The organism is Pseudoalteromonas sp. S3431, from assembly GCF_000690035.1.
Taxonomy (GTDB): Bacteria; Pseudomonadota; Gammaproteobacteria; order Enterobacterales; family Alteromonadaceae; genus Pseudoalteromonas; species Pseudoalteromonas fuliginea.
The window spans coordinates 64,320-84,226 of the sequence record NZ_JJNY01000003.1 but is presented as its reverse complement, the minus strand read 5'-3'; the positions used below and the strand labels follow the sequence as shown (position 1 = coordinate 84,226).

Below are 19,907 nucleotides of genomic sequence, written 5' to 3'. Positions count from 1 at the left end.
TTCAAGCTATCAAGGAGAAATAAATGTCGAAGCGTATGATCAAATTTACACCAATTGCAGCATCAGTTGCACTTACATTGGGCTTAACAGCTTGTGGTTCTGATAACGATAGGAATGTATACGTACCTCCTGTTGAATCTTTTAGCTCATCAGATGATGCTCAATTTAATGTTGAAGTAACTGGTAAAGCTGTTAAAGGCGCAATGATGAACGCGGTAGTAAGCGTTTCTACATTAGATGCAACTGGTCAAAGTGTACCTGTTGCATTTAGATTAGAAGCCTCTTCTGAAGCTGAATCTTTCTCTGGAGAAGGTTTATCGCAAGATGCAGCCGATGCTGATTTAGAAGCAAACAAAATTGCAGGTAACCCTGATGATGTTCTAACAAATGAAAGCGGACGCTACAGCATTTTCTTAGAAGATAACTTTACTGGACCAGTTTACATCACAGTTAAAACGTCAGAAGAAGGCGATGAGAGCTTTTTAAGATGTGATGCTTACTTAGGTTGTGGTTCTTACGCAACAGCCCCAGAAGTTGATGATGTAAATGATGGCGATACTGCAATTGAATTTGGTGAATGGTACAAAACTGATCTAGAACTGTCAGTAATCAAATTTGTCCCAGCAATTACAGCTGATACGTCAGGTGCAAGTGGAGCTCAAGGCGATCCAGGTGTATCTCGTTCTTTAACAGCTAATGCAACATTGTTTACGACTATCGGTTCTCAGTTAATTATTACAGCTGGAGGAGAGGTTGGTCCTCCTACTCTTGCTGAAGTAAGTTTACGCAGTTTTTTCCAATTAATGGGACCTGATAGCACACTTCAAATACCAGAGTTACTTGCTGACCCTTCAATTGGTGGTGCAGTTGATTTAAGTGATGTAGACGGTGAAGAAGAGTTAAGCGAAGGTATTTTAGCAATTTCTCAAATAGCGTCATCTATTCAAGGTTTAGACTCTATCAGCGATGTGCTAAGTAAATTAAAAACAGGCATTAAAGATGGTAAGTTAAGCGGTAGTGATGATGCTGAAATTGCAGCGTTAGCGGCTAAACTTCAACAAGCAGTAACAAACACATCTAACATTTTTTTAGCCATTGCTACTGGTGATGATGATGCTATTGAAGCTGCAATTATAAATGCATTCAATGTTGTTAATCCAAATGCAACAGATGCTGAAAAAGATGCATTTATTTTACAAGCGGCTGGCATTGCTGCTAAAGCAAAAGCAGCAAAAAATAAAGCTATTAAAAATGGCGCAGCAACTGACGCTAGTTTAGCGCTTATTGCTAAAAAAGTTAAAAAAGCATTAGAAAAGTTAGGTTGTACAGATAACTGTGAAGCTGATGACAATTTTTATGCTCGATTAGCTGTTTCTGTTACAGCAGAGGTTACAGCATCAGAAGCTGAACTTGTTACTTTACAAGCTTTAGTAGTGACAGCTGAGACTAACTTAGCAGATGCTCAATCTCTAGGTGGAGAAACGGTTACTGATGCAGCAAGTGCTGTCGCATTTGCAAGTGCAGTAGCTACACTTGTTAATGAAGCTGAAACTGCCGATTTAGCAAATAAAGTAAATAAATTATTTATTAAGTCTCAAGGTCTTGTTTCAGCAGCAACATTACTTGTTGACCAAAATAATACATACCAACAAATTCTTGATAATGCAGAAGATCTACTATCTGATGCAAATACAGAAGTTGACAAAGTAAGTGCGTTTGACGCAGCGCTTGCTGAATTAGTTATTGCTGTTGATGCGGCTGTTACAGAGTTTGATGTTGAAGTAACGGCGGCTAAAGCTATTGCTATTGATGCAGCAGATGTTGCAGATGCGAAGCAAACCCTATCAATGACGGCAGAAGCTGCTTCTACTTCAGCGCTTGCTGATGCACAAAACGCGACGATCGATACCGCTGTTAATGCAGCGGCTGCTCTAGAGCTTGCAACAGCAGCAGTCTCTGCCGCATCTGAATTTGCTGCAACTGTAGATGCATTGGAAATTGCTATAGCGCAAGCTAAAGCAGCTGCACAAGCATATTTAGATGTTGCTGTAACAGATGAAGATAAAGACGCAGCACAAACATTAGTTGATGATGCTGATGCAATGGTTAAAGTTGCTACTGATAAAGCTGAATTAGCAGCGGAGCAGTTTACAGCTGCGTTAGCGCTTCAAGTTGCTGCAGAAGAAGCGCTTCCTAAACTAACTGTACTAGCTTCTGTTAAAGCTACGTCAGAGTCATTAGCGACTATGACAGTGCTAACGAGTACTGGTGGTGATGCTATTATTGATGCTGCTGAAATTGTAGCTGATGTAATCGATGAAGTTTCTGGTATGGGTGATTCTGCATCGGGTACATCTACACGTTTCCCTAACTGGGCTTACAATTACAGCTTAGATGATCTTACACTTATGCTTAGCAATGCTACTACAGGTGAAATGATTAACGCAGCGGCTTCTTATGAAGGTGATAAGCTAGTTGTTGCTTGGGGTGCTACGCTGGTAGGCGAAAATGATGCATCTATTAAGCTTGTAACTGCTGATACGCAAGTAGCAGCATTGACAGATTGTGTTGAATTTGCAGCAGGTACAATTGATGCTACTCAAATCGATTCATGTTTAGTATTTACTTTTGATGGCGCGGTGACGGCTGATAATGTAGATGATGCAGAAATCATAATGACTGAAACGACTAACCATATTGAAATTATGGATGGCGATTCTGGCTTTAACGGCGTGTTAAGCATTACAGCTGATGAAGAAACAGATTCAAGTTCTATTTCATTAGAAGGTGTATCTGGTGATGTAGACTTTAAAGTAATGACTACATACCTTGACAGCGACATGGAAGAAGCAAGTGCTTTAGATATTACAGTAAATAATGCAATGGGTTACACGTTGTCTATTACTGGTAATGAAAGTGCAGGTTACACTGGTGACGTTATGGCTATGTACAATGAGATGATGATGTCTTTTGGTACTGCAGCTAAAACAACAAACGGTCTTTCAATTACTTACATTGATGGTGACGTAGTTGATTACACTGATGTTGATTTAATTGATTCATCTAAGTAATATTTAAACTATAAAAGGGGAAAGCAGCGCTTTTCCCTTTTTTTATAGAAAGCGATTAAATTATGAAAAAAAAAATTCTCTTGTTAGGATTTTCAACAGCTCTTATTTCTCCATTTGTTTCCGCAGATAACCAATTTCAAGTATTTACACATTTTGACGCAGAGATTTACACCGAAGCACAGCCAGTACAAGCTTTTGTCGATGATTTCGATGCACCACTAAAATCGGGAGACAGTGCATTTACTTACAATATATTTGAAGTCGGTGTGGGTTTCGGGAATTTTAAGGTTGGTTTACAAAGTCGCTATGATTACGTGCTTAATTTTGATCCAGATACGGCCAAATACACTCACACTGAAAAAAATAATTTAGAGTTTGAGGATCGTTTTTATACATATAATTTAGATGCAAAACAAGCGACTTCAAATGGTGTTTTTGTATCTTACGATTTTAAGTTTTTAGATAAAAATTCATTAACAATTACACCTAAATTATCCGTTTTTTCGAGTACGCATTTTCAAGATGCTACTGTAAATGGCGAAATTTATAGCGATGAAGTTGAAGGTGCTGTAACTGTTGATTACAATTTTTCAAAAGATATTTTATTTAAAAAATTCACACCAGACCAGAAACCTGAAGGCCTAGGCTATAGCCTAGATATTTTTGCTGATTGGCAAGTAAATGATGAACTACAACTTGGTTTTAGTGTAAAAGATTTACTCTATAAAACAGATTACGACGATAGTGGCTTTGTTAAAGGCCAAACTACAGAAGTTCCATTTAGTGAAAATGACAACGGCGACATTACTACCCAGCCAACAGTATCATTAAAAACGTCTGCATTTGGAAATACCGAATCGCATGATTTTGAGATGGAAATGCGACTACAAGCATTTGCCGATTACAGAATAAACGAGCGTTTTTCAACCCAACTAACTTTAAAACGTTACGATAAAGACACGTTTAGCCAATTAAAAGGCCGCATTCACTTTTGGGAACATTGGAAAGTACAAGCAGGCTACGAAACAAAAAGTGAAGCGTTTTTGGTTGGTATAGAAAGTGAATATTTTGGTCTTAATTTACAAACAGATAGCTTAGATTTAGATAAAGCCTATTATGCGAATGTGAATTGGTACGTGAACATTAAGTTTTAAGGAATGAAGATGTTAAAACAAATTATACCTTTAGGGGTCGCTATTGCATTGGTAGGTTGTGGTTCTTCATCAGACAGTGACAGTTCAGAATCTGTTGCAGTGAGTGAAGTTTCAACATCTTCTTCTGTAAATTTTTATGTATCTAATTGGCAATCACCACAGGGAACGCTTAATGTTTTAGATAGTGATGGGGTGGTGAAAGAATCAATTGAAGTCGAAAACATCAATACTGCGAGTATAAATGTAACTCCACTTACTTTTAATAGCTTTGAGTTTATACCTAGTGATACAACGCTACCTTGCCCACGCTTTACCGGTTGCGGCAGAACAGTTCGTGGTGATGCAAATGACTTAAACGCGAACCGTTTAATCGACTATCAAGAATTAACAGCCGTTACTCTTAATTACAAAGCAGCTGCTTTTAGTGCTCCTGGTGTAAATACGGTTTATTTATCGCCATTGAGTAAAGCAATTACTGACGAAGGTTTTGGTGCTACACAGGCTAGTTTATCAGCCACGCCTTTTTATCATTTAACGCACAGTAATTTAAATGCAAGTGTTGAAGCAGAAATGGTTACTAACGCATTTACTTACGCGGCAATTTTAGCTGGTGTTGCTGATAGTACGTTTAGCGTTGTAAGTGCTTTTAATGCATTTACTAACTTGGAGACTGACCAGCAAGCGTGGCAAGATTACAGCGATTTAGCAGTGCAGTATGTTACAGATAACTTATTTAGCGACCAAGGTAATGCTTTGCTGAAAAATGTCGCTGGTCAAGTTAAGCAAACCATTGCGAGCGTAACTACATTCACAAATTGGCAGGCTCGTTCAGCAGAAGTACAAAGCTTAGATTCAAGAGAGTTACTTGTTGATACGCGAAATATAATAGGTGTTGCAAGACTTCAAGAAAAAGCTTACTCAGATGAATTAGACGCAAAATTTACTGAGCTTGAAGGTGCATTTGATGAAGACACACAAAGAACTCTTAGTGCGCTTACTAATGCTTTAAATGAAGTTATTACAAACTATTCTCCACTTGCAGAAGGCTCTACGCCAGCAGGACAATATAAGCTTCGTGATTTGGATATCATTTATAGCCAATCACCTTATACATGGGCTATTACTGGCACATATGATGATTTACCTATAGCAATTGATTTATCAATCCCAACATTTAGGGTAAGTGGTGTACTGGGAGATAAAATTGAAGGTGTAATGAGCGCAACTGTCACAAATGGCGCTACGGTATTGAGTGTTGATGTGAGTGAGTTGGTGATTCAATTTGATGGTATAGATGCTCAAAGTGAATTAAACCCAGAAGCTGATACAGGTATAGCGCAGATCACGACCAATGTAATTATCAATAAAGCAGCGGGTAAACTAGAAGGTGACTTATCATTAAACTTAAATCGTTTTGTTAATTCACTAGGTGAGGAGTCAACTACGTTATCTACCTTTGATTTTAATGGTAATTACGTAAGCGGCACTCAAAACACTGCATTTCATATCACAGCAGTAGAGGCTTCGCCTTTTATTGGTGAAGATAATGACGATTTAGCCTTTACTTTTGAATTAGATTTTCCATTGAGTGGTGCAAGCGATTTTAAATTTGCATACGTAGGTGATGTTGAAAATTTATCTGAACTTACTTCTACAGATATATTTGTTAGTGTAAAAAATAGGGCGTTGGATTTACGTATTCGTGATGTTAGTGGCAATATTAACCTCATTGCGAAAGGCGAAAATGGACGTTGGTTAGATGTAAAACAAAAGGGCCGTAATTACAGTGGAGGTTTATATTTTGGTGATACTAAAATAGCTGACGTTACTGCCGTTCGTGGCATCCCCGGGGTTTTATTTTCAAATGGCGATTTTGAATCGTTGTTCTAATTAATTGACTTAAATATTAGACATAAAAACCCAATATTAGTTGGTTTTTTATGTCTAATAGTAAGCATTTATAGCAACTCAATACTTACTGTTGCGCCTTTTTCGATATTGCCGCTTTGTGCTGGCACTACAATTAAGCAGTTAGCTTTACTAAGCGACGAAAGCACACCCGAGCCCTGTTTATTAAACGGGGCAACCACCAAGTCACCTTGCTCGTTAGTTGTTGCAGTACCGCGCTGAAAGTCAGCTCTGCCAGGGCGCTTTTTAATAACGGATGTAGTAACAGCGTTAAAGCGCATTTTAGGGTTTACTTCACCAAGACCCGACAGCTTTTGCAGTGCAGGCTCTACTAACTGATTAAAGGTGACAGCAGCCGACACAGGGTTACCTGGCAAGCCAAAAAAGTAACTGTTAGCTAGTTTACCAAAGGCAAAAGGTTTGCCTGGTTTCATGGCTATTTTCCAAAAGTGAATATTGCCAATTTCGTTGAGCACTTCTTTCGTAAAGTCGGCTTCACCAACCGATACACCACCTGAGCTTATTACGGCATCGGCAAGTTCGTTCGCTTTTAAAAATGCATTGGTGATGAGTTCTTTGTCATCAGGGATAATTCCTAAATCAAGCACGTCTATATTTTTTTGTTGCAGCGCACTAATAATAACAGCGCGGTTGCTCTCAAAAATAGCGCCTTGTTTAAGCGGCTGACCAGGTTCAATTAGCTCATCGCCGGTAGAAAGTACCGCTATTTTTAGGGTTCTTACCACGTCTATATTGGCAATTCCTAAAGACGCAAGTAATCCCACATCAACGGCTTTTAGTTTATCGCCTGCTTTTAAAATAACATCGTCGATTGCTATATCTTCGCCAGCAAAACGCACGTTTTCGTTTAGTTTTGGTTGCGCGGTAAACGTAATTTTATCACCATCAACCGAGGCATTTTCTTGCATTACAACGCCGTTAGCGCCTGGTGCAATGGCGGCGCCGGTCATTATTCTTACGCATTGCCCTGGGGTAAGCGTTTCTTCAAAAACTTGACCCGCAAACACACTACCTACTTGTGTGTAGGTTAAGCTTTTATCTGAAATACACAGCGCATAGCCATCCATTGCGGAGTTGTTATGAGCGGGTACGTTTATAGTTGACTTAACATCGCTTGCTAAAACGCGATCAACGCTTTGCATTATAGAAATAGTTTCAACGTCTTTAACAGGCGTTATTGTGCCAAATATATTCTGTATTGCAGTTTCAATTGGCAATAAACCGGGTGCATTGCAAACATCGTTCATATATATTGCTTACTTAAATCATTTTATTTTGAAACAATACTTATAATGTCAAAGCTTTACAATACATGGTTGGGTTATTTTTTGTGTGTAGCATGCATACTTTCGTGCAGCGTAAACGCAAAAGAAACGCTGCAAGTAGCCGTAGCGAGTAATTTTAAAACTGTATTGCAAACCTTACTAAAAAAATCCCCATTACCTGATGTTGACGTGAAAATATCAGCAGCTTCTAGCGGTGTTTTATATTCGCAAATAGTGCATGGCGCGCCATTTGATGTGTTTTTATCAGCTGACGATTTTCGCCCGCAATCGCTTATTAAAGAAGGCTATGCCGAGCAAAGCAGTTTAATTACTTACGCGTTAGGCGAACTTGCTTTGTGGCAACCCAAAGCTGAAAAAGTAAATGATAAAGTAGCCATTGCTAATCCGCGTTTTTCACCATACGGGCGTGCCTCAGAGCATTACGCGAATAACCATTTTAAAAAACCAATAAATTATGTGTACGGGAATAACATTACACATGCGTTTCAGTTTGTGCAAAGTGGTAATGTAGGAGTAGGGCTGGTGGCTGTTTCATCACTAAAGGCGGCTTACAGTAACACGCAAGATCAAAAATATTTAGATTATACCGTGCTGCCTACCAATCAATATCCCGATATAATTCAACAAGGCGTTATTATTAGCTCGACTAAAAAGCATGCTAGCGCTAAGCAACTTATGCACTTTTTAATGACGCAGGCTACGCAGCAACAGTTAATTGAATTAGGTTACAGAATAAAGGACAACAATGCTTCAAAGTGATTTAACCGCGCTGTGGTTAACTATAAAACTTGCCTTTATAACCGCAGTGCTCCTTCTTGTTTTTTGTATTCCACTGGCTTACAAGCTTGCTGGCTATAACGGTAAGTTTAAACCATTTTTAGAGGCATTAATTGCAATGCCTTTAGTGCTACCTCCTACATTATTAGGGTTTTACTTACTTGTTTTATTTTCGCCTGATCACGCTTTTGGGCAGTTTTGGTTTTGGCTAACGGGTACGCAGCTTGCGTTTAGTTTTCAGGGCGTGGTTATTGGCTCGCTTTTTTATTCACTGCCTTTTGTAATGCAGCCGCTTGTGGCTGGGTTTAAACATATTAATCAAACCTATAACGAAGCTGCCATTGCGCTTGGATTAAGTCCGTTTAAACGCTTTGTGCATTTAATTATTCCGCTTTTAAAACCCAGTATTGGTAGCGCGTTTGCCTTAGGTTTTGCGCACACATTGGGTGAATTTGGTTTGGTATTAATGATTGGCGGTAATATTCAGGGGCAAACACAGGTGGTGTCTATTGCGCTTTATGACCATGTTGAATCGTTAAATTATACGGCGGCGCATCAGCTTTCACTTGTTTTACTGGCAATTTCGTTTGCCTGTTTAGTGCTGTTATTTAAGTTTAATAAAAGCATTGTAGGGGTTAAGCAATAACATGATTAAGTTAAGCCTTTTTAAAGCACTCAATAATTTTGATTTAGATATAAACCTTGAGCTTGAGTCGTTTAATGTACTCGGTGTTCACGGGCCTTCTGGCTCGGGTAAGTCAACATTACTGCGTTGTATTAGTGGTTTAGAGCCTGCAAAAAGCGTTTATATTAATAATCAGCCAGTGCATGAGTTGCCAAGCGATAAACGTGGTATTACGCTTCAGCTGCAATCGTGTCCGTTGTTTCCTCATTTAGATGTGGCAGGTAATTTAGCGTTTACACAACAACACTGTGGGAACAAACAAACCAGCTTAACGCTTCAATACGTTGTTAAAGCACTTGAATTGCAAGACTTACTAAATCGTGACGTACAAAGCTTATCGGGTGGCGAGGGCCAACGTGTAGTATTTGCGCGCACTTTGCTTGCCGGTCAAAAATTTATAATGCTTGATGAGCCTTTTAGTGCGCTTGATTGGTCGTTGCGTTTTAAAACACTCACAAAACTCAATGAGTTAGCCGTTAAGTTTAATATAAAATTTATAATAGTAAGTCACTCATTAAAAGAGCTGCTATTTTGCTGCGATACCCTTATCCAGCTTAATAAAGGTAAGGTGATAAACCAAGGTGCAAGTGCGCACGTTGCAAAAGCTATTTACGCAAACGACAGGCAAACACCGCTGAGCTTAATTAATTACGATGTGGTTAAATTTGATGAAGACTACGGGCTATATCAACTGCAATTAAAGCAAAGTGAGCAGCCACTTTTTGTACTTCCTGCACTTGTAGACAGCAGTAATAAGCTAATTATAGAAAGTGAGCAAATGTCGTTTAGTGCGTTAAGGCCTGAACAAACAACGCATAGCAATGTTTTAAAGTCGGTATTAACTCAGGCTGAGCTTATTAATAATAAGTGGCAGCTAACGCTTAATGTAGATGAGCAAACCTTGTTTGGCTTGGTTTCAAGACGAGTGTGGGACAAAAACGACTTTAAAGTGGGCGATGTGCTTTATACAACAATCCATAATTTAGAGTAACGCTTTAACGGGTTAAATCATCCATTACAAGGTTTGGTGCAGATACTAAATGCTGCACACCGCACATTGGCTGTTTTTAGCTATTTTAAAACGATTAAACTCCATACTTAAACCATCCACCAGCAATAAGTGTTCGCTTAAGCCACTTGGTAAACCAGCAAGCATTTTTAGCGCTTCAGTAGCCTGAATACTGCCTATTAACCCCACAAGAGGAGAGAGCACACCGGATTCTGAGCAGCTTTGTGTTTGTTCACTAAAAAATTGCGATAAACAACCATAACAGTGGCTGTTTCCATCCATAGTAAAACACGCGACTTGTCCTTCCATACGTATTGCAGAGCCTGACACTAGCGGAACTTTAGCTTTAAAACAGGCGCTATTAAGTGCATTACGCGTTGCTAGGTTATCTGAACAATCAATCACTATATCAATGTTATTAAATAGCTGTTCTGTAATGGTATTTACACCAAAAAATGCCTCAATGGTGTTTATATCTATTTCACTATTAAGCGCGCTGAGCTGTTTTTTAGCAGCACTGCATTTTGAGCTACCAATATCACTTTCTTTATACAGTATTTGCCTTTGCAGGTTGGTCACGTCTATTTCATCGTTATCAACTAAAGTAAGTGTGCCAACGCCAGATGCTGCTAAGTACTGACCTACCGCACACCCAAGCCCACCCACACCAATAATTAAAGCATGCGATTGCCATAGCTTCTCTTGTCCGTCTATATCAAGCTGCGGCAGCATTATGTGCCGAGAATAGCGCAGTTGCTGCTGGTAAGTTAGCGGTGTTTTTTGCATTTTCAAACTTCTCATACTTTTTTTGAACAATACCAAGTTGTTAAATCCAAGAGCAAGTAGTAACGCTTTTTATTTGCACTGTAACAGCCCATATCGCCTCACTCATATAGTGCAACTATAACGTATTAAAGCAGTTAATAAATATAACCAACTGAAATTTATAGTTTTTAATTAGTGGCTCAGTAATTGCTGTATTGGGTTAACTAAAATTTAACAAAGTTTGGGCTACTACTCATATAAAAGAGTGGGGCATTTATAAAACAATAATACGTTTACGAGGAAATAAACATGCAACCGAGTTCTGGGTTTAACTTAATATCCTTTAAAGGAAAAATGAAAGTATTGCATCTGAGTTGGATGGTCTTTTTTGTGTCATTTTTTGTATGGTTTAACCATGCTCCTTTATTAGGTGCAATTGCGGGCTCGCTTGGAATCACCATGGCGCAAGTTAAAACATTACTAATTTTAAATGTAGCGTTAACTATTCCTGCCCGTGTTGTGGTGGGTATGCTGACCGATAAATTTGGCCCTCGGATTGTTTATGCGGCGCTACTTATTAGCTGTAGTATTCCGTGTTTTATGTTTGCTATGGCAACCACATTTGAACAAGCCGCTATAGCGCGTTTTGCGCTAGGCTTTATTGGTGCTGGCTTTGTTGTGGGCATTCGTATGGTGAGTGAATGGTTTCCTGCTAACGAGCTGGGTATAGCAGAAGGTATTTATGGCGGTTGGGGTAACTTTGGTTCAGCAGCCGCGGCTATGTTACTGCCAATTATTGCACTTATGTTTGGTGGCGAAGATGGTTGGCGTTATGCAGTAGGTTTAACCGGTGTATTAAGCGTTATATTTGGTATTATTTGGTACTTAAATGTAACCGATACGCCAAAAGGCGGTACATACTTTAAACCTAAAAAAGTAGGCGCAATGGAAGTAACCAGTAAAGGCGACTTTGTATTACTCCTTATTATGAAAATCCCTATGTATGGCGCATTAGCATTACTTACTTGGAAGCTTTCACCAACAGGTGCTAACCTAATTTCGGCTAATTTTGTACTTGCCGTGTATGCTTTTTTAGTTCTGCTTTATATTTACGAAGTGTATAAAACCTTTGACGTAAATGGTCATATTTTTAAAGAGCCTGTACCCGAGTCGCATCGTTATGAGTTTAAGCAAGTAGCTGTTTTAAATATTTTATATTTTACAACCTTTGGTTCTGAGCTTGCGGTTGTTTCTATGTTACCGCTGTTTTTTATGGATGTGTTTGCGCTTGATATGGTGTACGCGGGTATTTTAGCCTCTGCTTATGCATTTATGAACTTAGCATCTCGCCCGGGTGGCGGTTGGATTTCAGATAAATTAGGTCGTCGTATTACCCTTATTGTACTTACAATGGGTCTTGCTGTTGGTTATTTTGTAATGGGCTTGGTTGATGCATCTTGGCCTTTATGGCTTGCAGTTGTTGCGGCTATGGCATGTTCGTTCTTTGTGCAAGCAGGTGAAGGCGCTGTATTTGCCGCAGTACCGCTAATTAAGCGTCGTTTAACTGGGCAAATTGCAGGTATGACAGGTGCTTACGGTAATGTAGGTGCAGTAGTGTACTTAACGGCATTGTCACTTGTTGATTATCAAACTTTCTTTTTCATTATTGCGGGTAGTGCATTACTTGGCTTAGGCGCACTGTTTTTTATGACCGAGCCAGACGGGCATATTACCGAGGTAAATGAAGACGGCACCGTTGAACTTATTTCAGTGACTTAAGGCATTATTGACTATGTTTGATGAAACACTCCACGCTAAAGCGCTAAAAAATGAACTCAACGTTTCATTTGGCGGACACAGCGCAAAAGGCTTAAAAGCAGAAAACCAAGATGCGTTTGCAGCTCTTAATACCAAAGCGCAAGAAAAAGAGTCTAAAGGCGTTATTGCCTGCTTAGCCGATGGGTGTTCATCAGCAAAAAATGCTAAACAAGCGTCTCAACTTTCGGTTACTCATTTTATAAATGAGTATTTAAATACCCCCGAAAGTTGGGCGGTTAAAAAGTCAGTATCGAAGGTGTTAGCAAGTTTAAATCAGTGGCTTTATTCGCAATCGGTTAATTATAATCACCTTGGTCAGCGCCAAGCCGATTGGATGACCACTTTTACAGCGCTTATTTTAAAGTCGGCAACGGGTTATATATTTCACTTAGGTGATACGCGTATTACCCGCTTGCGAGAAAATAAAATAGAGGCAATTACACGGGACCATAAAGTAAACGATACGCTAACGCGTGCGCTTGGCGCACAACTTCATCAAGAAATAGATGTATACGAAGTTGACCTAAAAGCAGACGATATTTATATATTAACCTGCGATGGCGTACACGATGTGCTTCCAAGTAGTGATATAGCTAAATTAATTAACGAGCACACTGATTTAGAAAATGCAGCTAAAGCAATTACCGAACTTGCATTAGCGCGAGGCAGTGACGACAACGTAAGTTGTTTGCTTGTAAAAGTAGAAAATATTGCCGAGCAAAAGTTAGATGAGCTTTATCATTCGCTAACACGACGAAAAATTCCACCTGCGCTTAATGTTGGGCAAAAAATTGATGACTACACGGTTATTCGTAAATTACATGCCAGTAGTCGCTCGCACATTTATTTAGTGCAACAAGCGCCCGATATACCGCCAGTGGTTTTAAAAGCACCTTCGGTTAATTTTGAAGACGATGTGCACTACCTTCAAGGCTTTATAAGAGAAGGCTGGGTAGGGCAACGCATAAACCATTTAAACGTGATGAAAGTACTGAGTACGCAATCGGAAAGTCGTTTTTTGTATCATATTTGTGAATACATGGACGGGCAAACACTCAGTGATTGGAAGCACGACGTGCCGCACCCAGAAATAACTCAAGTACGCAGTATTATTGAACAAATAGTACATGCACTAAGGGCGTTTCAGCGACTCGATATGGTACATCGCGATTTAAAACTCGATAACGTAATGATAGATGCGCACGGAAAAGTAACGCTAATAGATTACGGCACAGTAAGTGTTGCGGCTATGGACGAGTCGGTTAAACAAGTTGCGGATGATTGCCCGCAAGGCACTGCCGACTACACCGCACCCGAAACACTTATTACTATGCACGCCGATTTTAAAAGTGATTTGTTTTCACTTGGCGTTATTGCATACGAGTTATTGTGCTCAAAATTGCCTTACAAACCACTGCCACTTAACCACGTAGCGCCAAAAGATTACAGCCATTGGCACTACACAAGTATTCGTAAATACAGAGCCGATATTCCGTTTTGGTTAGATCAAGCCCTTATGAAAGCGCTTGCCCCTAAACCTGAGCTCAGATACCAAGCTTTTTCTGAGTTTATAAACGATATCAACAAACCTAATCCTTATTTAGAAAGTACCGCTAATAAAAGTTCAATAATGAAACGCGATCCAGTTATGGTGTGGAAATGTATTTCGCTGTGTTTATTTATTGCTTTGGTATGTGTATTAATAATTAAAACTTAGAGAACCAAAATGCTTAACTATAAGAACAACTTACCTATTATTTTTATACTGGGTTGCTTCACTGCGCCTTTAATAAGCCAAGCTGCGCAAACTGATCTTGATTTTAGACTGCGTTTTGAAAGCGTTGATCAAAACAATGCTCTAAAAGATGCAAGCGGCTTAACACTTAGAACCCGCTTAACGCATCAAACAGACGAGGTTAATGGTTTTTCAGCCCTTATTGAAGTAGAAGACACTCGCAGCCTATTGGGCGTAGATGATTACAACAATACGGTGAGGAAAAACACTAATTATTCTGTTATTGCAGACCCAGAAAACACTGAAATAGACCAAGGTTTTGTTAAATATGCCCGCGATGGTCTATCGCTAAAAGTAGGGCGCCAAGTAATAGCCCTTGATGGGCAGCGTTTTGTTGGGCACGTAGGTTGGCGCCAAGACAGGCAAACCTTTGATGCAGCAACCATTAATTACGCACTTAATAACATAGATTTACAGTACAGTTATTTAAATAAGCGTAACCGCATATTTGCTGACGATAAAGACATTAAATCGTCCGATCATCTAATTAATGCAAGCTTTAAAACAGACTACGGTAAAGTGGTTTTATACAGTTACTTATTAAGTGACGATGCACTACAAGACGACAGTTTAGATACTTATGGCGTTTCTTTTAACGGTAATAAAACCCTAAACGATATAAAATTTTATTACAAAGCGGAGTATGCAACGCAGTCTGCCTCAACAAGCGTGAGTGATTTTGATGCTGATTACTATGCACTTGAAGGCGCTGTGGATTTAAATGGGTTGGGCATAAAAACAGTAACTTTAAAAGTCGGCATAGAGTCACTTGGCTCTGACAATGGCGATTACGGGTTTGCAACACCGCTTGCCACGTTACATAAATTTAATGGTTGGGCAGATACGTTTTTAAATACACCCACACAAGGCTTGGACGACACTTACATAAGCTTAAACGGTAAAGCGTTTGACGGAAAATGGCTGGTGGCTTATCACAGTTTTGATGCTAATGAGCAATCAAATGGGGTTGACGATTTGGGTACTGAACTAAACGTACAATACGTTAAACCTATTAATAAACAATACGCAGTGGGTGTTAAATACGCTGATTACTCAGCGGGCGATACTGCTGCTAATAAAGTCGATACTCAAAAATTGTGGGTATGGATGAGCGCTAAATTTTAACCCTCTTTATCTTCTAACATTCACTTGTAATTTATAGCGACACAAGATGGTGCAATTGCACCATCTTGTGGGGCTTTATGCTTTTCACCTCTGCACCAATGTAGGCAACCTACTGATTTTAAGTGCTTATATATTTGGCTTACATATTGCTATAACAAACCTATAACAAATTATTCGATTTCAGTTTTAGTCAATTACTAAAATAGGTATCACTTTAAGGTGGGTAAATGTTAAGTAAGCAGCGTGTTGTAGTGGTAGGAAACGGAATGGTCGGGCACCATTTTGTGCAGCAGCTAGTTTCTCAAAATCAGGCTGATGAGCAATTTGAAATTACGGTACTTAGTGGTGAAGACCGTTTAGCGTATGACCGTGTACAACTATCCTCTTTTTTTAAAGGCAAAACCGCAGACGACCTCGCACTTACATGCAATAAAACCTATGACGATTGGCAAGTACGCTTTCATACTCATTCTAAAGTGGTTGATATAAATCGTGATATGCAAACTGTAACGACCGCTAAAGGGGAGTTGTTTGAATACGACAAACTTGTGCTTGCTACAGGTTCATTCCCATTTGTACCGCCTATACCGGGTAAAGATCGCGAGCATTGCCTTGTTTATCGCACCATTAACGATTTACACGCAATAAAAAATTCAGCCCACGGCAGCAAAGTAGGCGTGGTAATTGGTGGCGGTTTACTGGGGCTTGAAGCTGCAAACGCATTAAAGCAATTGGGTCTGCATACTCACGTAATAGAATTTGCTCCGCAACTTATGGGTGTACAAGTTGATGCTGGTGGCGGTCGGCTACTAAAAAACAAAATTACGGATTTAGGCGTTACTGTGCATACATCGGTAGCAACGGAGGAAATAGTAGAAGGTGAAAGTTGCCGTTACAAAATGTGTTTTAAGGGCGGTAAAACCCTTGAAACCGACATGATTGTATTTTCGGCGGGTATTCGCCCTTATGATAATTTGGCCCGCGAGTTTAATTTAGAGTTAGGCGAGCGCGGCGGTATTGTAATTAATAACCACTGCCAAACGAGCGATAAAAACATATACGCTATTGGTGAATGTGCACTGTGGAATAATTTTATTTTTGGCTTAGTGGCACCCGGTTACGCCATGGCTAAAATAGCAGTTGGTCATATTTTACAAGATACGCAGCAAGGTAGTTTACAAAGTACTGGCTTAGACAATAAAGCCGATGAATTTAGCGGTGCCGATATGAGCACCAAGCTTAAATTAATGGGTGTTGAAGTAGGCTCTATCGGCGATGCGCATGCACGCAGCGAAGGCGCAATAAGCTATTACTTTGAAGACCAAGCCAATGGTATTTATAAAAAAATAGTCACTAATTCACAAAGTAATAAGCTGATTGGTGCGGTACTTGTTGGGGATACCAGCGATTACGACAATTTGCTGCAATATCATTTAAACGACATTGAACTTACCACCGCTCCCGAAGCCCTCATTATGCCCCTTGCCGGCGACATAGCAGAGCTAAGCGCCGATGATTTGCCTGATGACGCCATTATTTGCGCGTGTCATAAAGTAACTAAACACACCATTGAACAATCAGTTTCTAACGGCTGCATAGATTTGGCAAGTGTGCAGCAAAGCACCAAAGCCAGTACCGGTTGTGGAGGGTGTGAAAAGCTCGTTCAAAATGTAATAAACAGCGCGCTCGCTAAAGCAAGTAACACTATTAACGTAGTTACCCTTAATGAGCCTGTAAAACAGCCTGCATAAATTAAAGCACACTAAAAGAGAGCAGTAGTATGACAACCGCAAACACGTCACCAACTATAAATAAAACCAGTTTAAAACAAACAACATGTGCTTACTGTGGTGTAGGGTGTGGTGTTGATATTTCACTTTTTAATAATGTGCCAACCAAGCTTGAAGGCATGCGAGAGCACCCCGCAAACTTTGGTCGTTTATGTGTAAAAGGCACCCATTTGCTCGACACCACAGGCAGTGATAATCGTTTAACGTCGCCACTTATTAATAATCAAGCTGTTACGTGGGATGATGCCACCGACCATGTTGCCAATAAATTTAACGACATAATACAAAAGCACGGACCCGATGCTGTGGCTTTTTATGTATCGGGGCAGTTACTTACTGAAGATTACTACATCGCGAATAAATTAATGAAAGGCTACATAGGCTCAGGCAATATTGATACAAATTCGCGCCTGTGTATGTCATCTGCTGTGGCAGGTTACAAACGCGCTTTTGGTGAAGACGTAGTGCCGTGTACCTACGAGGATTTAGAGCAAACTGAGCTGCTTATTTTAATTGGCTCTAATGCCGCATGGACTCACCCGGTTTTGTATCAGCGAATGGAACGTGCAAAGCAGCTTAACCCAAATATGAAAGTGGTGGTTATTGATCCGCGAAAAACCGACACCGCTGAGCTTGCCGACACATTTTTAAATATAAAACCAGGCAGTGACGCTGCGCTTTATAACGGTTTGCTTAATTATTTAAATGAGCATAACCACCTCGATACGCAATTTATTGCTCAGCACACAAACGGTTTTGAAAGCGCATTGCAAGAAGCACAAAAATGGAGCTGTGAGGCAGTTAGTGACTTTTGCGATATAGCAATTGAGCAAGTTACTGAGTTTTACGCGCTATTTGCTAACAGCCCAAGTGCGATTAGCTTTTATTCAATGGGTATAAATCAGTCAAGCTCGGGTGTAGATAAATGCAACGCTATTATTAATGCGCATTTAGCCTCAGGTAAATTACTTAAACCAGGCAGTGGTCCGTTTTCAATTACTGGGCAGCCCAATGCGATGGGCGGGCGCGAAGTAGGTGGTTTGGCTAATCAGTTAGCGGCGCACTTAGATATTGAAAACGAAGCGCATCAATCACTTGTACAACGCTTTTGGCTCTCGCCAACGATCGCTAAAAATGCAGGCAGTAATGCCATCGATATGTTTGATGAAATAGCCGCAGGCAAAATAAAAGCAGTGTGGATAATGGCAACAAACCCAATGGTGAGCTTGCCCAATAACGCCGCTATTAAAAAAGCATTAGAGACCTGTGAGCTGGTGGTTGTATCTGACTGTATTGCAAAAAGTGATACGTTAAAATTTGCCGATGTTGCTTTTCCATCAACCGGATGGGGTGAAAAAAACGGCACAGTAACCAACTCAGAGCGCAGAATATCAAGGCAGCGCCCGTTAGTAGCGCCTTATTCAGGAGCTAAAAACGATTGGCAAATTATGTGCGAAGTCGCTAAAAAAATGGGCTTTGAAGGGTTTGATTTTACAGATCCAAGTGGCATTTTTGAAGAATGGGCACAATTAACCGACTTTGAAAATAACGGCAGCCGAGTATTAAACCTCTCTGGTTTAGTTGGGCTCACACAAAATCAGTATGATAATTTAAAACCCATTATGTGGCCTGTTGTTAAAAATCAGCCTTATAAAAATGGTCAGGTTTTTACAAATAATCAATTTAGCACCGCTGATAAAAAGGCGCGTTTTATACCCATAACGCCGCAATTACCGGTGCAAAAAACATCAAATGATTACCCTTTTGTAATGAACTCAGGGCGTATACGCGACCAATGGCATACCATGAGTCGCACCGGTAAAAGCACTGCGCTTTCATCGCATATTACACGCCCGTACATTGAAATTAATCCGCTTGATGCCAGTAAATTAGCAATTAAGCAAAACGATTTAATAAGTGCAATTGCCCAAACAGGGCAGGTTACCGCGCATGCAAAAGTAACCGATTCGGTGCGAAAAGGTGAATGCTTTATGCCTATTCATTGGAATAAGCAATTTGCGTCATCAGCAACAGTAAGTGGGTTGTATCAATCGGTAGTTGACCCTCTATCTGGTCAGGCTGAGTGCAAACACGGCGCTGTTAATATAGTTAAAGCACCCTTTGTGCAATATATGCAGCTGTTTGCTAAAAACGAACTTGTTATAAACAGTGATTTTTGGCTCAAAGTTAATGCAAGCAATTGCTTTAATTACCAATTGGCGCTTAATGAGCCACAAAGTGATTTACTGTATTACTGCCAAACCTTAACTGGTTTACAAGGGCAGTGGTCGGCTATGAACACGGCAAAAGCCATGCATGTGCAGTGTATTCAAAACGATCAATTAGCGTTTGTTGGTGTTATTTCTAATGAACAAAAAGAAATATCACTTGAGTGGATAAACCATTTATTTGCAGTGCCATTACTGACTTTTACACAGTTACAGTCTTTGCTTTATGCGACCCCCGATGAAGAATTTACCCAAGGCGTGCAAGTGTGTAGCTGCTTTAAAGTAAGAGAGCAGCCAATTATAAACGCCATTAAAAACGGTGCAAACACAGTCGAGCAATTGGGGTCTGAACTTAAATGTGGGACGAACTGCGGTTCGTGTAAAACACAATTAAGCCAATTAATAAAACAACATTACAAAGCAGGTTCTAGCAGCATTGATGTTGCGGTTGTAATGTAAAGAAAAAAGGAAGCAT

At 39.9% G+C, this 19,907-nt stretch carries 13 protein-coding genes; 11 read left to right on the top strand and 2 right to left on the bottom strand.

Features of this window, described 5'->3' with window-relative positions; all coding sequences use genetic code 11:
• The first annotated feature begins 23 nt into the window (after positions 1-23).
• From DO88_RS17275 to DO88_RS17285, 3 genes are all read left to right on the top strand, one after another.
• Positions 24-3,071 carry a hypothetical protein gene (locus DO88_RS17275; protein ID WP_033037811.1) on the top strand — a complete coding sequence of 1,016 codons (3,048 nt, stop codon included), beginning with the start codon at positions 24-26 and terminating at the stop codon, positions 3,069-3,071.
• A gap of 62 nt (positions 3,072-3,133) precedes the next feature.
• Positions 3,134-4,225, top strand: a complete 1,092-nt coding sequence (locus tag DO88_RS17280; RefSeq protein ID WP_033037810.1) for a hypothetical protein — start codon at positions 3,134-3,136, stop codon at positions 4,223-4,225.
• Positions 4,226-4,234: 9 nt separating this feature from the next.
• The gene (locus DO88_RS17285; protein WP_033037809.1) at positions 4,235-6,115 is read left to right on the top strand and encodes a hypothetical protein; all 1,881 of its coding nucleotides are present in this window, start codon (positions 4,235-4,237) and stop codon (positions 6,113-6,115) included.
• Between the two features lie 68 nt (positions 6,116-6,183).
• Here the strand turns inward: DO88_RS17285 and moeA are convergent, their stop codons facing one another.
• Positions 6,184-7,401, bottom strand: coding sequence for a molybdopterin molybdotransferase MoeA (moeA, locus tag DO88_RS17290; protein WP_033037808.1), 1,218 nt, complete (start codon positions 7,399-7,401; stop codon positions 6,184-6,186).
• Between the two features lie 45 nt (positions 7,402-7,446).
• Between moeA and modA the strand changes: the two genes are divergently transcribed.
• Genes modA through DO88_RS17305 form a run of 3 tightly spaced genes read left to right on the top strand, consistent with a single transcriptional unit; the run spans position 7,447 to position 9,893 of the window.
• On the top strand, positions 7,447-8,199 hold the full coding sequence (gene modA / locus DO88_RS17295; RefSeq protein ID WP_050482406.1) for a molybdate ABC transporter substrate-binding protein: 753 nt from the start codon (positions 7,447-7,449) through the stop codon (positions 8,197-8,199).
• Positions 8,186-8,863 carry a molybdate ABC transporter permease subunit gene (gene modB / locus DO88_RS17300; protein WP_033037807.1) on the top strand — a complete coding sequence of 226 codons (678 nt, stop codon included), beginning with the start codon at positions 8,186-8,188 and terminating at the stop codon, positions 8,861-8,863. The genes modA and modB overlap by 14 nt, the downstream gene beginning before the upstream one ends.
• A gap of 1 nt (position 8,864) precedes the next feature.
• Positions 8,865-9,893 (top strand): ATP-binding cassette domain-containing protein, encoded by a 1,029-nt coding sequence (locus DO88_RS17305; protein ID WP_033037806.1) that lies wholly within the window; start codon positions 8,865-8,867, stop codon positions 9,891-9,893.
• Positions 9,894-9,938: 45 nt separating this feature from the next.
• Here DO88_RS17305 and DO88_RS17310 read toward each other — a convergent pair whose 3' ends face one another.
• A complete protein-coding gene (locus DO88_RS17310) occupies positions 9,939-10,697 on the bottom strand; it encodes a HesA/MoeB/ThiF family protein (protein ID WP_084165999.1) in 759 nt (252 codons plus the stop codon).
• A 288-nt stretch (positions 10,698-10,985) separates the two neighbouring features.
• Here DO88_RS17310 and DO88_RS17315 point away from each other — a divergent pair, with 288 nt between their 5' ends.
• The 5 genes from DO88_RS17315 (at position 10,986) to DO88_RS17335 (ending at position 19,891) form a co-directional block, all read left to right on the top strand.
• The gene (locus tag DO88_RS17315) at positions 10,986-12,455 is read left to right on the top strand and encodes a NarK family nitrate/nitrite MFS transporter (protein ID WP_033037804.1); all 1,470 of its coding nucleotides are present in this window, start codon (positions 10,986-10,988) and stop codon (positions 12,453-12,455) included.
• A 13-nt stretch (positions 12,456-12,468) separates the two neighbouring features.
• Positions 12,469-14,211: a bifunctional protein-serine/threonine kinase/phosphatase gene (locus DO88_RS17320; protein ID WP_033037803.1), complete on the top strand. Its 1,743-nt coding sequence runs from the start codon at positions 12,469-12,471 to the stop codon at positions 14,209-14,211.
• Between the two features lie 9 nt (positions 14,212-14,220).
• Positions 14,221-15,414, top strand: coding sequence for an alginate export family protein (locus tag DO88_RS17325; RefSeq protein WP_033037802.1), 1,194 nt, complete (start codon positions 14,221-14,223; stop codon positions 15,412-15,414).
• A 227-nt stretch (positions 15,415-15,641) separates the two neighbouring features.
• Positions 15,642-17,165 (top strand): FAD-dependent oxidoreductase, encoded by a 1,524-nt coding sequence (locus DO88_RS17330; protein ID WP_050482405.1) that lies wholly within the window; start codon positions 15,642-15,644, stop codon positions 17,163-17,165.
• A gap of 29 nt (positions 17,166-17,194) precedes the next feature.
• Positions 17,195-19,891 (top strand): nitrate reductase, encoded by a 2,697-nt coding sequence (locus DO88_RS17335; RefSeq protein WP_033037801.1) that lies wholly within the window; start codon positions 17,195-17,197, stop codon positions 19,889-19,891.
• Positions 19,892-19,907 lie beyond the last annotated feature (16 nt).

Excerpts from the sequence above, each read along its gene's own strand:
- DO88_RS17275 (WP_033037811.1), top strand. The coding sequence starts at position 24 with ATGTCGAAGCGTATGATCAAATTTACACCAATTGCAGCATCAGTTGCA.
- DO88_RS17280 (WP_033037810.1), top strand. The coding sequence starts at position 3,134 with ATGAAAAAAAAAATTCTCTTGTTAGGATTTTCAACAGCTCTTATTTCT.
- DO88_RS17285 (WP_033037809.1), top strand. The coding sequence starts at position 4,235 with ATGTTAAAACAAATTATACCTTTAGGGGTCGCTATTGCATTGGTAGGT.
- moeA (WP_033037808.1), bottom strand. The coding sequence starts at position 7,401 with ATGAACGATGTTTGCAATGCACCCGGTTTATTGCCAATTGAAACTGCA.
- modA (WP_050482406.1), top strand. The coding sequence starts at position 7,447 with ATGTCAAAGCTTTACAATACATGGTTGGGTTATTTTTTGTGTGTAGCA.
- modB (WP_033037807.1), top strand. The coding sequence starts at position 8,186 with ATGCTTCAAAGTGATTTAACCGCGCTGTGGTTAACTATAAAACTTGCC.
- DO88_RS17305 (WP_033037806.1), top strand. The coding sequence starts at position 8,865 with ATGATTAAGTTAAGCCTTTTTAAAGCACTCAATAATTTTGATTTAGAT.
- DO88_RS17310 (WP_084165999.1), bottom strand. The coding sequence starts at position 10,697 with ATGCAAAAAACACCGCTAACTTACCAGCAGCAACTGCGCTATTCTCGG.
- DO88_RS17315 (WP_033037804.1), top strand. The coding sequence starts at position 10,986 with ATGCAACCGAGTTCTGGGTTTAACTTAATATCCTTTAAAGGAAAAATG.
- DO88_RS17320 (WP_033037803.1), top strand. The coding sequence starts at position 12,469 with ATGTTTGATGAAACACTCCACGCTAAAGCGCTAAAAAATGAACTCAAC.
- DO88_RS17325 (WP_033037802.1), top strand. The coding sequence starts at position 14,221 with ATGCTTAACTATAAGAACAACTTACCTATTATTTTTATACTGGGTTGC.
- DO88_RS17330 (WP_050482405.1), top strand. The coding sequence starts at position 15,642 with ATGTTAAGTAAGCAGCGTGTTGTAGTGGTAGGAAACGGAATGGTCGGG.
- DO88_RS17335 (WP_033037801.1), top strand. The coding sequence starts at position 17,195 with ATGACAACCGCAAACACGTCACCAACTATAAATAAAACCAGTTTAAAA.